The organism is Janthinobacterium breve (genome assembly GCF_051380895.1).
Taxonomy (GTDB): domain Bacteria; phylum Pseudomonadota; class Gammaproteobacteria; order Burkholderiales; family Burkholderiaceae_D; genus Janthinobacterium.
This window is the reverse complement of sequence record NZ_JBNYXY010000010.1, coordinates 123,848-137,287: the sequence shown is the minus strand read 5'-3', so window position 1 is coordinate 137,287 and position 13,440 is coordinate 123,848. Positions and strand designations below refer to the sequence as shown.

11 protein-coding genes are annotated in these 13,440 nt (G+C 63.0%); 3 read left to right on the top strand and 8 right to left on the bottom strand.

Annotated features, from left to right (window positions below; all coding sequences use genetic code 11):
• Positions 1 to 26: 26 nt before the first annotated feature.
• The 6 genes from ACQ4W0_RS20895 to ACQ4W0_RS20870 form a co-directional block, all read right to left on the bottom strand.
• Complete coding sequence (locus tag ACQ4W0_RS20895) at positions 27 to 1,373, bottom strand: sigma-54-dependent transcriptional regulator (RefSeq protein WP_436578504.1); 1,347 nt, start codon at positions 1,371 to 1,373, stop codon at positions 27 to 29.
• A complete protein-coding gene (locus ACQ4W0_RS20890) occupies positions 1,373 to 3,259 on the bottom strand; it encodes a sensor histidine kinase (protein WP_436578503.1) in 1,887 nt (628 codons plus the stop codon). Before ACQ4W0_RS20890 ends, ACQ4W0_RS20895 begins: the two co-directional genes overlap by 1 nt.
• Positions 3,260 to 3,332: 73 nt before the next feature.
• A complete protein-coding gene (locus tag ACQ4W0_RS20885; RefSeq protein WP_035826298.1) occupies positions 3,333 to 4,124 on the bottom strand; it encodes an ABC transporter ATP-binding protein in 792 nt (263 codons plus the stop codon).
• A gap of 11 nt (positions 4,125 to 4,135) precedes the next feature.
• Positions 4,136 to 4,957: an ABC transporter permease gene (locus ACQ4W0_RS20880; protein ID WP_426072454.1), complete on the bottom strand. Its 822-nt coding sequence runs from the start codon at positions 4,955 to 4,957 to the stop codon at positions 4,136 to 4,138.
• A 30-nt stretch (positions 4,958 to 4,987) separates the two neighbouring features.
• Entirely contained in the window at positions 4,988 to 5,989 is a 1,002-nt protein-coding gene (locus ACQ4W0_RS20875; protein WP_436578502.1) for an ABC transporter substrate-binding protein, read from the bottom strand.
• A 419-nt stretch (positions 5,990 to 6,408) separates the two neighbouring features.
• On the bottom strand, positions 6,409 to 6,645 hold the full coding sequence (locus ACQ4W0_RS20870; protein ID WP_436578501.1) for a hypothetical protein: 237 nt from the start codon (positions 6,643 to 6,645) through the stop codon (positions 6,409 to 6,411).
• 478 nt (positions 6,646 to 7,123) lie between these two features.
• Between ACQ4W0_RS20870 and ACQ4W0_RS20865 the strand changes: the two genes are divergently transcribed.
• Positions 7,124 to 7,624 carry a winged helix-turn-helix domain-containing protein gene (locus tag ACQ4W0_RS20865; protein ID WP_226938940.1) on the top strand — a complete coding sequence of 167 codons (501 nt, stop codon included), beginning with the start codon at positions 7,124 to 7,126 and terminating at the stop codon, positions 7,622 to 7,624.
• Positions 7,625 to 7,880: 256 nt separating this feature from the next.
• On the top strand, positions 7,881 to 8,753 hold the full coding sequence (locus ACQ4W0_RS20860; RefSeq protein ID WP_436578500.1) for a M90 family metallopeptidase: 873 nt from the start codon (positions 7,881 to 7,883) through the stop codon (positions 8,751 to 8,753).
• Positions 8,754 to 8,762: 9 nt separating this feature from the next.
• Here ACQ4W0_RS20860 and ACQ4W0_RS20855 read toward each other — a convergent pair whose 3' ends face one another.
• Positions 8,763 to 9,452 (bottom strand): LytR/AlgR family response regulator transcription factor, encoded by a 690-nt coding sequence (locus tag ACQ4W0_RS20855; RefSeq protein ID WP_436578499.1) that lies wholly within the window; start codon positions 9,450 to 9,452, stop codon positions 8,763 to 8,765.
• Positions 9,449 to 11,125 carry a histidine kinase gene (locus tag ACQ4W0_RS20850; RefSeq protein ID WP_436578498.1) on the bottom strand — a complete coding sequence of 559 codons (1,677 nt, stop codon included), beginning with the start codon at positions 11,123 to 11,125 and terminating at the stop codon, positions 9,449 to 9,451. The genes ACQ4W0_RS20855 and ACQ4W0_RS20850 overlap by 4 nt, the downstream gene beginning before the upstream one ends.
• A 165-nt stretch (positions 11,126 to 11,290) precedes the next feature.
• Between ACQ4W0_RS20850 and ACQ4W0_RS20845 the strand changes: the two genes are divergently transcribed.
• Positions 11,291 to 13,393 (top strand): serine hydrolase domain-containing protein, encoded by a 2,103-nt coding sequence (locus ACQ4W0_RS20845; RefSeq protein WP_436578497.1) that lies wholly within the window; start codon positions 11,291 to 11,293, stop codon positions 13,391 to 13,393.
• The last annotated feature ends 47 nt before the right edge of the window (positions 13,394 to 13,440 follow it).

The following is a 13,440-nucleotide window of genomic DNA, read 5'->3' as shown; positions in this document are numbered from 1 at the left end:
TGGCTGTGTCGGCTATTTGCCTATGATTATCGAAATTGTTCCGTCGAGATATCAAATCGCTTGAGCTTGTCGTACAGGGTTTTCTTCGGGATATTCAAGGCAGCAGCCGCATCGATGACGTTGCCGTTGTGGCGGCGCAAGGCTTCCTCGATGATGGAAATTTCGAAGGTGTCGACTTGCTCGGCCAGCGAGGCTTCGCGGCAGCCGGCCGGACTCAGCGTGTCGTCGAGCAAGCCCAGCACGAAGCGGTCGGCCACATTGTGCAGCTCGCGCACATTGCCGGCCCAGCGCTGCGACATCAGGGACGCGATCAGTTCACCGCTGACGAGGGCGGCCGGCTGGCCATAGCGCAGCGCCGCCTGCAGCACGAAGAATTCGAACAGCAGGGGGATATCCTCGCGCCGGTTGCGCAGCGCGGGCAGGGTCAGGCTGGCCACGTTCAGGCGGTAATACAGGTCGGGCCGGAACTTGCCCTGTTCCGCCAGCACATTCAAATCTTCCTTGGCGGCAGCGATCACGCGGAAATTGACGGAAATCAATTTATTGGAACCAAGCCGCTCGACTTGCCGTTCCTGTAGCACGCGCAGCAGCTTGACTTGCAGGGCCAGCGGCATGCTTTCGATTTCGTCCAGAAACAGGGTGCCGCCGTTGGCGTACTCGATCTTGCCGATGCGCTGGCGCTGCGCGCCCGTGAATGCGCCTTCCTCGTGGCCGAACAGTTCCGATTCAAAGATCGATTCGGGCAGCGCGCCGCAGTTGATCGCCACGAAAGGGTGGTCGCGCCGCTCGCTGAAGTCGTGCAGGCAGCGGGCGATCAGTTCTTTTCCAGTCCCCGTTTCGCCCAGGATGATGATGTCGGCCGATTTCGGCGCCAGATTCAGCACCAGCTGGCGCACCTTGGCCATGGCCGCGCTGCGGCCCACGATGCGCGCCTCGATGCCGACCCGCTGCTCGAGCTGGCGGCGCAAGTTCATGTTTTCCAGCACCAGATGGCGTTTATCGAGCGCGCGGCGGCACACTTCCACCAGCAAGTCGGCGGAAAACGGTTTTTCGATGAAGTCGTAGGCGCCACGGCGCATGGCGCCCACGGCCATCGACACGTCGCCGTGACCGGTGACGAGGATGACGGGCAGGCTGGCATCCTGCGCCACGGCGATATCGAGCAGTTTCAAGCCATCCATGCCGGGCAGCTTGATATCGCTCAATAAAATGCCCGCAAATTCGGGCACCAGGTAGGGCAGCGCTTCTTCGGCCGTGGCGACGGCCGTGACTTGCAAGCCCGCCAGTTCCAGCGATTGCCGGGCGCCCTTGCGCACGACGGCATCGTCTTCCACCAGCAGCACTTGCATGCCTTCAAAATTATTCTCGTGCATCAGATGTTTCCTTCGTCTCTCTCCCCCGGGTCGCAGCTCAGGGTGATGGTAAATTGCGCGCCGCCCCCTTCCTGCGCGCTGCGGTTGCGCACGGCCAGTGCGCTGCCGGCCGCGCGCAGTATGCCTGCGCTGATCGATAATCCCAAGCCCAGTCCGTGTTCCTTGGTGGTATAGAAGGGGTCGAAGATCTTGTCGAGCGAGGCCAGCGGGATGCCGGGGCCATTATCGGTGATATGCAGCACGGCGAGCTTGCCTTCGCGGCGCACCTGGAACCATATCTGCACGGGCTCGCTTTCCGGCACGGCATCCATGGCGTTGGTGATCAAGTTGGTAAACACCTGTTCCAGGCCGATGGCGTTGCACAGCACGATGATGTCGTCCTCAAGCCAGCTTTCATGCAGGGTCAGCCGCTGCGAATGCTTGCGCGTGCGGATTTGCAGCATGGTTTGCGCAAACGCCTGGCGCACGCTGACGGGTTTGCGGGCATCGTCGCTGCGCCGCGCAAAGCCTTTCAATTGCGATGTGACATAGCCGAGGCGCTTGACGAGGTCGGAAATGGTCGACAGATTGTCCAGCGCATCGTCGATGCGGCCGCGCGCCAAAAAGACTTTGGCATTGTCGGAAAAAGTTTGCAGGGCGGCCAGCGGCTGGTTCAGCTCGTGCGTGACGCCGGCCGCCATCTGGCCGATGGCCGCCAGTTTGCCGCTTTGTACCAGTTCCGCCTGGGCATAGCGCAGGGTCTGCTCGGCCCGCTCACGTTCGGCCACTTCCGCTTGCAGGCGGCCATTCGCGTGCACCAGGTCGGCTGTGCGCTGCTCGACCTTGATTTCCAGCTGTTCGTAGGCGCGCGCCAGCGTCTGCTGTGCATTGAGCTTGTCGGCGATGCGGCGCCGGCGCTGGCGCGCATACATCAGGCCCAGCAGCAGCAAGGCCCAGCCCAGCGCGGCGGCCATCGCCCCGTTGCGCGCCGCCTCGTTGACCTGGTCGAGTTCGGCCAGCACTGTGATCTGCCATTGCAGCGGACCCAGCGCGCGGTTCACGGCCAGGTAGTCGGCGTTGCCGGACAGGGCCGGCGTGTCGCCCGACTGTTGGCGCTCCAGGGTCATCACGCTGGCGCCGTCGGCGAACTGGCGCAGCACCTTGTGCGGCAGGATGGGCAGGTTTTCCTGCAGGAACTGGCGCTGCTCGCTGATATCGTTCTTGGCGGCCGGCGACAGGGGCGCCAGGGTCTTGAACTTGAAGGCGGGCGTGGTGGCCAGGATGATCACGCCATTCGCATCCTTGACCCAGATCTGCTCGCCTGCACCGGGCGTGCGCCACGATTGTTCGATCCAGTCCAGGTTGACCTTGGCGGCGACGATGCCGATGATGCGTCCGTTGCGCTGCACGGGCTGCGAAATGAAGTAGCCGGCCTCGAACGTGGAGAAGCCGATGCCGTAGAAGCGGCCGATGCCGCCCGCGAACGCATCCTTGAAATAGGGCCGGAAACCGTAGTTGACGCCCACGTAGGAACTGCGCTCTTGCCAGTTGCTGGACGCCAGGGTCGTGCCCTTGTCATCGAGCACATACACGGCAAAGGCGCCCGCGCGGCGGTTCATGTCGACCAGGTAGGCGTTGATCTGCGCGACTTTGTCGGCGCTGGGCTGCTCCAGCAATTGCGCCACGGCATCGCTCTGGGCCACGGCCAGGGGCAGGAATTCGTATTTGTTCAGGGCGCCGCCGATGGACGCCGCATACAGTTCCGCGCGCGAATCGAGCGTGCGGTGCAATTCATCGAGCTGGCGCTGCTTGACCCAGGCATACGACGCCCACGTCAGCACGACCAGCGAGCCCAGGGCCAGCAGGGGGCCGAGCGCGGGTCTCAGGGTCCATTTGCCGAATGCCATGGTGCTCCGTGTGTCGGGTTGATGGGGGCAGGCCAGACGGCGCTGCCCCGGTGCTAACTAATCAGACATACTATCAGTCTGCCGTACTCGCCATCGTCTCCGCATTGTGATGGCGTTGCTGCTCTTCCATCACCATCTCGCCCAGCATGCGCTTCAGGCGGTTGAACTCCGGGTCGCTCGGGTCGCGCGGGCGGGGCAGGTCGATGGCCACGTCGCGCTTGATGGTGCCGGGACGGTAGGTCATGACGATGGTGCGGTCGGCCAGGTAGATCGATTCCTCGATCGAGTGCGTGACAAACACGATGGTGGTGCCGAAGACTTTCCAGATTTTCAGCAATTCATCTTGCAGGTTGCGCCGCGTCAAGGCATCCAGTGCGCCGAACGGTTCATCCATCAGCATGATGGGCGAATCGAGGGCCAGTACGCGGGCGATGGCCACGCGCTGGCGCATGCCGCCCGACAAGTCTTTCGGATAGCGGGCACGGAATTCCGTCAAGCCCAGCATGCTCAGCAGCATGTCGACCCGTTCCTTGATTTCGGCCGGCGTCTTGCCGGCGATTTCCAGGCCGAAGGCGATATTGCTCTCGATGCTCATCCATGGGAACAGCGCGTATTCCTGGAACACCATGCCGCGGTCGGGACCGGGTTCGGTGATCAGCTTGCCACCGGCCAGGATTTGGCCGGAAGTCGGCTGCGAAAAGCCGGCGATGGCATTGAGCAGGGTCGACTTGCCGCAGCCCGACGGCCCCAGCAGGCAGATGAACTCGCCGCTGGCGATTTCCAGGTTGATATCCTTCAGGGCGATGACGTCCGCGCCGCCCGTGGTGAAGATTTTATTGACTGCATTGATATTGATCGTGGTCATGGCCGTTCCTCTCAGTGTTCCAGGCCGCGGTGCCACTGCAGCAAATGATTATTCAGGGCATTCATGGCCATATCGATGGCCAGGCCGAACAGGCCGATGGTAAACATGCCGGCGATAATCTTGTCAGACCAGAAATACTCGCGCGCTTCCAGGATGCGGAAACCGAGGCCGCTGTTGACGGCGATCATTTCCGCCACGATCACGACGATGAAGGCCGTGCCCATGCCGATGCGCGCGCCGGCCAGGATGTAGGGCGTGGCCGCCGGCAGGATGACGCGGCGGAACATCGTCATCTGGCTGGCGCCCAGGTTGCGCGCGGCGCGGATATAGATGCCGTCGACCTGGCGCACGCCGGCGATGGTATTCATCAGCACGGGGAAGAAGGAACCGATGCTGATCAGGAAGAAGGCGGGCGGGTTGCCCAGGCCGAACCACAAAATCGCCAGCGGGATGTAGGCGATCGGTGGAATCGGGCGCAGCACCTGCACCAGCGGGTCGAACAGTTTATAGATGGTCTTGTTGGTGCCCATCAGCAAGCCCAGCGGCAAGGCCAGGCCGGCGCCGATGGCGAAGCCGCCCAGCACGCGCGATAGACTGGCCCAGGCGTCGTGCGGCAGTTCGCCGGAGAACATCCACACCAGGTAGTTGCCCGCTTCCGGCGTGTACGCTTGCATGGGGATCAGGTATTCATACCACTTCACCAGCACGGCCACGGGCGAGGGCAGGATTTGCGGATTGATCCAGCCAAACGTGGACAGCGCTTGCCAGAACAGCAGCACGGCCACGGGCACGATGGCACCGTGCACGAAGCGTTTCATCATTTGAATATTCATCGTGATACTTTCAGATTAGCGAGGTCGTGGTTAGCGTGGTACATAGGACTTCTTGGCTTTTTCCAGCAGATCCAGCTTGACCCAATCCTGGGCGGCAGGCGGTTTGGCCATGCGTCCCACGCCGAATTTCACCATGTAGTCGGTGGTCAGCTGTACGTGGCTCTGCGTGATGTCTTCCGTGAAGATGGCGTTGTCGATGGCATCGCGATAATCCTCGGACGTGATCTGGTTCTTGAACATCGATTCGCGCACGTATTTTTCCGCCAGTTTCGGGTCGGCCAGGAAGGCGCGGGTGGCGGCGACGAAGCAATCCATGAAACGCTGGGCCACGGCCGGCTTTTCCTTGTACATTTTTTCCGTCATCACGAGCGCGCGCACGGGCTCGCCCAGCGGCGTGTCATACGGCTTGATGATGGCCGCGCCGTATTTCTTGTGGATCGCCTGCGTGGAGTAAGGCTCGGATTGGCTCATGACGTCGATATCCTTGGTCAGCAGCGCCTGGTTCAAGTCCGGGTAGCCCATGTACAGGATCTGCACGTCCTTGCCCGGTTTGTCGGACCAGGTCAGCTTGGCCTTGGTGAGTTCGGCAAACAGCAGGATTTCCTGCGGGCCACCGCGCGTGACGCCGACTTTCTTGCCTTTCAGGTCGGCAATGCCCTTGATGTTCAGGTCGGGACGCCCGACGATCTGCACGCCGCCCTTGGCGAAGCCGCCCACCAGATACACGGGCAAGCCTGTGGCGCGGCCCGTGATGGCTGCTTCCAGCGCGCTGGCGGAGACGTCGATTTCACCGGCGATCATGGCTGGCACGATGTCGAGGCCCTTGGCGAAGATGCGTTCCTCGATTTTCAAGTCGTATTTCGGCGCAATTTCCTTCATGTAGGCGACGGCGCCGTAATGGGCGAATTTCAGGTTGCCCAGGCGGACCAGGTCGGCCGCATGGACGGCCAGCGGGAATTGCGCGGCCAGTGCGACGGCGACGGCCAGTGCCTTGGTGTTCAGGAAGGACGCGATACGGAAGGTGCTTGCCATGCTGTTGTCTCCAAAAAGTAGATGGTTTTATATAGTGGGTCAGGCTGCCGCTCTGATGGCGGTTATGAAAATATAAAAGCATCTTCCGTGCCAGTGGAGCGCATTTTGGCGTTTATTGCAAGTGATTGTTTATAAAGGTTTAATTTGAATCTATTGAAAATGGGAAATATCGATATTCCGTCTTTCCGCACGGCGAGGGGAAAGCTTGTGCGGATTGCCGCTTTTGGGCGGGCGGCGGGGTGGGCCTATTCCGTGCTGGCTGGCGCTGTGCCTGCCGTTGAACCTTCATGGCGTGGCCGACTCCAATCGTAAAAAAACGCGTTGCAAACAGGCTGGCAACGCGTAACTCCCCCGTGGAGTAGGGATGGCGCCGCATGGGCGCCTGATTGATCGCCGTCCGGCGGCCTCGTCTGTAGGCTTTACTTCGGCGCCGTGGCGGGCGGCAGGGCGGGCGCGGTGGCGGGATCGGTCAGCGGCGCAGGCGGTGTCGTGCTGCCAGCACCCGTTTCCGGCGTGGCCGGCGCGACGGGGGCGGGCATCACTTGTGGCGCGGAAGTGGGCTTGGGTGCCGTTTCGGGCAGCGGCGCTTCGGCCGGTTTCTTGCAGGCGGACAGGGTGACGAGCAAGGCGGCGGCCAACAGGGCGGGCATTTTCATGAAGTTTCCTTTGCAAGAGTCGAAGGTTCGCGATGCGGGCGGCGGGCGCCGCGCGCGAAGCTTGAATTTATTGCAATGGCGCTTCCGCTTCTGTTCGCTATTTCACTTTGCGCCATGAATGGAGGCGTAGAGAGGGAGCACAGCGTTTTTTAGGTGCCACTTAGATGCTATGAGAGAAAGAATTCAGTGGGGCAATATTTTTCACTTTCTTGCTTCTAATGTTCGTTAACGCACAGACCAGCGCGGTGCAGGATGGCATTCTGTGCCCAGACGCTCAGGATTTGTGGTGTTTTGGTATAAAAATTGCCAAGAACTTAACAATCCGGGCTACCGGCAATCGTTTAAAAGGAGTATTCAAATGCATGCAATGACTCAGTCTCACGTGAAGAGCGAATTAAAGGCAGCGCACCAGGAACTTCGTAGCCCCGAAAAAGGCTCGCAAATGGTAGAACGCGCAGCACCCATCCCCCCGGAGCGCATGAATCCCATTTCCATGGCACCGATCGAGCGCGTGCGTTCGACGTCGGCCACCCTGCGCCGCATCGAAAACATGCAAAAGCTGATCGGCGAATTGTCGCTGCACGAGATGCTGGCCGATGAAATCGCCTGGTTCCTCAAGTTTTCGCCATCGGGCGCCCGCAAATACATCCGCGACTTGCGCGAAGCGGGCGTGATCGAACTGGCACGCTATATCGAAGGCACCGCCACTTACCTGGGCAAGGCAGTGTACCAGCTGACGCCAGACCCTGAGCGCGTGCGCGCCTTCCTGGCCGCCATCGTCCAACCGAAACGCGAAGGCGCGCCACCGCGCAAGGACCGTCCCGGCCTGCGCGAGCAAAGCATGGCAGGCAGCGGCCGCCACTTCCACATCCTGGCCGATGACACGCATTACGCCATCCGCGTCAACCGCGGTCCCGTGACGCGCGATCCGCTGGTGGCTGCCTTGTTTGGTGCTCCACAGCAAAAGACGGCTGAATAAGTCTGCGCCTTGCGGGCCGCGTGGCGGCTGGCGGGCGTAATTTTTCAGATGCAGGTTGAAAGCCGGGTGTCGCCCCGGCTTTTGGCGTTGCCCGCGGCTCTTTGATCTAGTCTGATTGAAAAGACTGCAAGCATCCCCATGTGGGCTGGACTGCCCGCCCGTCCCGATGCGGGTTCATTCGAAGGAGCTTGTCCTTGTCTGCCTACGCCGCCTCCCTTAGCCTTATTGCCCTCGCTGTCCTGAAGCGGGTCGCCGCATGAACCCGCTGCTGTGGATTGCCCTCGTCACGGCCGCCATCGTCTTTTCGCTGTGGTTTCCCCGCTGGCGTTTGAAGCGTGCCCTGGCCAAGCCACTGCCGCCCGAAGGCCTGGCCGTGCTGGAAAGGAATATTCCCGTGTATGCGCGCATGCCGGCCCCGCTGCAGGAACAATTGCGCCACCTCGTCGTGCAATTCCTGTACCAGAAGAAATTCGTCGGTTGCGGCGGCCTGGAGATCACGGACGAGATGCGCTATACCATCGCCGGCCAGGCCTGTTTGCTGCTGCTGAATCGCCAGACCCAGGTGTATCCGGAGCTCGACACCATCCTCGTGTATCCCACGGAATTCATCGTCACGCGCAATGAAGTGGGGCCGGGCGGCGTGGTGACGCCATCGGCGAATGGTTTATTGGGCGAATCCTGGGGCGATGGCCGCGTGGTGCTGGCCTGGGACCACGTGCAGCGTGGCGCCGCCGACTGGACCGATGGCCACAATGTGGTGCTGCATGAGTTCGCCCACCAGCTCGACAGCGAATCGGGCGCCGCGAATGGCGCGCCGTACCTGCCCAGCGTGTCCAGCTACCGCAGCTGGGCCACGGTCCTGTCGCGCGACTTCGACAACCTGCGCCACGACGCCATGCTTCAGCAGCAAAGCGTGATGGACCATTACGGCGCCACGAATCCCGCCGAATTTTTTGCCGTGGCCACGGAAACCTTCTTTGAAAAGCCGTACCAGATGGCCGAGCACCATGCAGAGCTGTATGCGCAATTTTTGCAGTATTACAAGGTTGACCCGCGCGACTGGATGGCGCCGCCCGTGGAAGCTGAACACATGGCCTCGCCATTCCCCAACTTTGCCCAGCACTGGTAAGCGGGGACTTCAGCCCAGCAGCCGCTGTTTCAGCGCGGGATAGCTGCTGCGCGAGACGGGAATGCCCGTGCTGGTCTGCGTGTCGAGTGCGTATTTGCCGCCCGCCGCGATCTGCAGTCGCTTGAAGCCGAGGCTGTTGACGATGTAGGAGCGGTGCACGCGCAGGAAATGGGGCGGCAGCAGGGCCATGAGCTTGTCGATAGCCAAGTCGTGAAAACACTGTTCGCCGCTGCGCAGCACGATGTTGCTGTAGTGACCATCGGCTTGCACGTGGTCGATGTCGGCCATGGCGATCCATTCCAGCGCCCCCCGTTTCTTGACGGCCAGCGAGGCCGTTTCCGTGTGCCGCCCCGTATAGCGTTGCAGCGCCTTGTGCAGCCGTTCGCGGCTGAAAGGCTTGGCGACGAAGTCGAGCACGCCAAATTCGAAGGCGGTGATCGAGCGTTCCGCGTGCGCCGAGACGATGATGGTCTGGAACGAGGCGCTGCCGGCCTGGCGCAGCAAGTCATAGCCATCCGCGCCGTGCAGGTGCAAGTCCAGCAGCAGCAAGTCATACTCATGCTGCCGCAAGGCGGCTTGCGCCTGTTCCACATTGTCATGCAGCACGAGATTGCTGAGGCGTGCGCCGAAATGCGCGCGCACCTCGCGTTCCAGGCCTTGCGCGATCAGCGGTTCATCTTCCAGTATCAACACATTCATGGCGCCGCCGGCAAGGTAAAGGTGAGGCGCCAGCCCGCTGGCTGTTGTTCGCTGGCATATTCGCTGGCATAGCGGGCGGCATCGCCGAACACGGCGTGCAGGCTGGCGCGGATGTACTGTTCGCCCACGCCGCTGCCCGCATGCGGGCGAGCCTCGCCTTTGGGCAAGACCAGGGTGAGCACGTGCGTTTGCGCATGTTGTGCGATGCGCAGGATAAAGGCAGCGCCATGGCGGTAGCGGTTGTGGCTGAACGCATTTTCCAGCGCCGTCAGCAACATGGCGGGTGTCACGGTGATGCCCGCCGCCTCGCCATCGAGCTGCAGGCTGCACGGCTGCTGCAGCCGCGTGCCCATGATGGCCAGATAATTGTGGCACAGGGCCAGTTCCTGCGTCAGGGCGATGCTGGGCTGCTGCGCAAATTCATTGAGCATGCGCAACTCGGCGCCCAGCGCCTCGATGAAGGTTTCGGCCGCCTGCGGCGATTGCGCATTGAGCTCGCTGATCAGGCTGAGGGAATTCATCAGGAAATGCGGTTGCATGCTTTTGCGCAAGAGCTGGTTTTCCAGCTGCTGGGCGCGCGCCGCCTTGCTGCGTACACGCAACAACTGCGCCAGCAATTGCGCGCACAGGGGCAGCAGCAAAAAGCACACGACGAGGGCGAAGCCGCCTTCGGCAAACTGGCTGCCCGTCAGCAGGAACAGGGCGCACGAGGCCAGCGCGATCAGCGTGCCGCCACGGCTGCCCGGCAGGCGGCGCCTCAGGGCGACCAGGTTGAGCGCCAAGCTCGCCGCCAGGCCCGTCAAAAACATCAGCCAGCAGCGCGCGTCGAAATGCGTGGGCAGCGCTGCGGCCAGCGCGATGCACGCCAGCAGCACTGCCGCCGCCAGCGGCCAGCGCGGCAGGCGGTAGGCCGTATAAAAATACAGGGGTAGCAGGGCGGAAAACAGCCAGGTCAGGGCGCTGACGGCATACAGGCGCGGTAGGTGCAAGGGGTAGGCATAGCCTGTAACGCTGCGCCAGAGTTCCACCACCAGCAGCAGCGCCGCCACCAGGCACAGCGCGGCAAACATGGCCCAGTGCCGCTGCCGCTGGTACAGCGCCGTGAGGGCCAGGAAGAGCAGGGCGACGGCGCCCAGCGCCCCGGCCAGCAGCAGTGGCGGCAGCCTGTACCAGGCTAGCGCCGCGCGGTAATCTTGCCGGTCGACCAGGTACAGCGCATAAAATGGCGCCGCCAGGCGCTCCGGTACCATCTGCGTCGACAGCAGCAGGCGCAGATGGTGCTTGCCGACGGTCAACTGCTGTGGCGTCAGGTGAATGGCGAAATCGATGTCGCCCGCGCGTTCCCCGCTTGCCAGGCGGGCCGGTTGGCCATTGCTGCCGATCAATACGCCATCCAGCCAGAGTTCGCTGGAAGCCAGTGCCGATAGCACCAGCAGCTGCGTCGATGGCGGCGTGGCGGCCAGGGTCAGCTCGCGCTCGACGCACAGCAGCTGTCCCGGCTGGAGCAGCTGGTGCAGCGGGGCGGCGGGCGCGGCGCTTGTTGTGCCGCAAGCGCGCCAGCCCTCGTCCAGCGATAGCCTGTCCATGCCCATGGCGAAAGAGGGCAAGGCCAGGCAGCAGAGCAGCAGGTAGTGGAAGAAGGAGGGCAGGAAGAAGGAGGGCATGGCGGGCATTGTAGCTGCTCATTTGCCAACCCTTTGCAACATTTTCATCCTCTTCGGTGCCGTTCATGCGTGCCACGTGCATTTCGTGCACCGCCCGCCAAAAGTGTGTAAAAGAACACTTACCATGCATCAGCGCCGCGCGGTGGACGCGGCCTCACCAGGGAATGACTGATTATGCAAAGCAGCAAATACTATGGTTTCGCCGGCGCGCTGGCGCTGCTCTGCGGCGTGGCGCAAGCCGCCTCCGAACCTGCTTCCGCACTGGCCGCCCGCCTGGCGGACTTCGACGGCTGGGTGGCCCAGCGCATGGCCACCCAGCGCTTGCCGGGCGTCACCATCGGTTTTAGCCAGGGCGACGTGGAATGGGTAAAAGGCTATGGCTATGCCGACCTGGAAAACCGCGTGCCGGCCACTGCCCGCTCCAGCTACCGGCTGGCGTCCGTCACCAAGCCCATGACGGCGGTGGCCGTCCTGCAACTGGTCGAACAGGGCAAGATCGACCTGGATGCGCCCGTGCAAGCTTACGTGCCGTACTTCCCCGTCAAAGCGTTTCCCGTCACGGTGCGCCAGTTGCTGGGCCACCTGGGCGGCATCGATGCCTACCGCGACAGCAAGGTGGAACAGCATTTCAAGGAGCACAAGGATACGCGCCAGTCCATCGCCGTCTTCGCGCAGTTCGACCTGATCGCCGAACCGGGCACGCGCTTCCGCTACACCAGCTATGGCTACAACTTGCTGGGCGCCGTCATCGAGGGCGCCTCGGGCGAAAGCTATGGTGGCTACATGCGGCGCCACGTGTGGGGGCCGCTGGGCATGGACGCCACCGTCATGGACGACCCGGACGCCGTGATTGCCCATCGCGTGCGCGGCTACCGGCTGGACGGCCAGGAATGGAAAAACTCGGAATTCGTCGATATCAGCAGCCGCTTTTCGGCCGGCGGCACACGCAGCAGCGTGCCCGACATGCTGGCGTTCGGCAGGGGCGTCCATGAAGGCAAGATTTTGTCGGCGGCCAGTGTGGCTGCCATGGTGCAGCCGATGGCCACGCGTGCCGGCCGCTTGACGAACTATGGCATGGGCTGGGAAATTCTCCCCACGGGCGGGCGCTACGCCATCGCCCACAGCGGCCAGCAGCCGGAAACGGTCACCTATCTGTACAGCTTTCCCTCGCGCAAACTCACCATTGCCGTCGCCGCCAATCTCGAGCGCATCAATCCGGAAGCCTTCGTGCAGCGCCTGTTCGAGGTGGTCACGGGCGAGCCGTGGCAGCTGAAAACGTATATCGCCGAGGCGGGCGCGCAGCGCGCTTACCAGGTGGCGCAAGGCCTGTTCGAGGAGGGCAGGGCGCATGCCGAGCGCACGGATCAAGCGTACGCCGATGCAGCCGCCACGCGCGAGGTATTCCTGCAAATCAACCGCCAGGCGCTGGCACCGGACGCCAGGGCGGCGCGCGCCTTCATCGAGGCGGCCCGCCATCCCGCTGGCGGAAGCGTCTTCCTGGTGGCAGGCGCCAGCATGGCCGAGGCGCTGCGCCAGTCGGGCGCCGACCTGGACACCTACTCGCGTGGCGGCGCGCTGGCGTTTGCGCGCGACTATGTCCTGTTGTCGCAAGGCGCGGCGGCTGGCACCTTGCCCCGCTTCGATCCCGCCTTCGAGCAAGCCATCGTAGTACTGGCCGCCAGCTGGGATCGCACGGCCGCCATCGCCTGGCCGGCCGCGCCCGCGTCCATTCCTGCACTCGATAGCCAGCTGCGCGCAGCCTTCCGCGGCCAGCGCGCCTATCCCGATTTCGTGCCCGAGCTGCTGGAGCTGGCGCAAGCGTCGGCCGGGCGCGGCGAGTCAGAGGCGGCGCTGGCGGCCAGCGGCCTGGCAGTGGCGCTGTATCCGCTCAGCGATCGCGCCCATGCGCTGCAGGGCTTGACCTTGCTGCACGCCGGCAAGAGGGAAGCTGCCCTGGCCGCCCTGCGCCTGGCGCTGGCCCGTGATCCCCTGGGCGCGGCCAGCCCGGCGGCGCTGAACCTGGAAGCCTACCGCTTGAAAGGCAGCGGCGCCGTCGCGCAAGGCATGGTCGTGTTGCAGGCGGCCGTCAGCCTGCATCCGCGCGACGCGAATTTGCAAGACAGCCTGGCCGAGTTTTATGTGGAGCAAGGCTTGCGCCCGCAGGCCGTCGAGGCCTACCGGCAGGCACTGCAGCTCGATCCCCGCTATCCGGGCGCCGTGGGCGCCAGGGCGGCAATCATTCGCCTGGGCGGCGAGACGAAGGCGCTGGCACCTTAGACGATTTGCTTATAAGCAAGGCTGAAAAGATTCCTTTTTGGAAATAA

Excerpts from the sequence above, each read along its gene's own strand:
- ACQ4W0_RS20895 (WP_436578504.1), bottom strand. The coding sequence starts at position 1,373 with ATGCACGAGAATAATTTTGAAGGCATGCAAGTGCTGCTGGTGGAAGAC.
- ACQ4W0_RS20890 (WP_436578503.1), bottom strand. The coding sequence starts at position 3,259 with ATGGCATTCGGCAAATGGACCCTGAGACCCGCGCTCGGCCCCCTGCTG.
- ACQ4W0_RS20885 (WP_035826298.1), bottom strand. The coding sequence starts at position 4,124 with ATGACCACGATCAATATCAATGCAGTCAATAAAATCTTCACCACGGGC.
- ACQ4W0_RS20880 (WP_426072454.1), bottom strand. The coding sequence starts at position 4,957 with ATGAATATTCAAATGATGAAACGCTTCGTGCACGGTGCCATCGTGCCC.
- ACQ4W0_RS20875 (WP_436578502.1), bottom strand. The coding sequence starts at position 5,989 with ATGGCAAGCACCTTCCGTATCGCGTCCTTCCTGAACACCAAGGCACTG.
- ACQ4W0_RS20870 (WP_436578501.1), bottom strand. The coding sequence starts at position 6,645 with ATGAAAATGCCCGCCCTGTTGGCCGCCGCCTTGCTCGTCACCCTGTCC.
- ACQ4W0_RS20865 (WP_226938940.1), top strand. The coding sequence starts at position 7,124 with ATGAATCCCATTTCCATGGCACCGATCGAGCGCGTGCGTTCGACGTCG.
- ACQ4W0_RS20860 (WP_436578500.1), top strand. The coding sequence starts at position 7,881 with ATGAACCCGCTGCTGTGGATTGCCCTCGTCACGGCCGCCATCGTCTTT.
- ACQ4W0_RS20855 (WP_436578499.1), bottom strand. The coding sequence starts at position 9,452 with ATGAATGTGTTGATACTGGAAGATGAACCGCTGATCGCGCAAGGCCTG.
- ACQ4W0_RS20850 (WP_436578498.1), bottom strand. The coding sequence starts at position 11,125 with ATGCCCGCCATGCCCTCCTTCTTCCTGCCCTCCTTCTTCCACTACCTG.
- ACQ4W0_RS20845 (WP_436578497.1), top strand. The coding sequence starts at position 11,291 with ATGCAAAGCAGCAAATACTATGGTTTCGCCGGCGCGCTGGCGCTGCTC.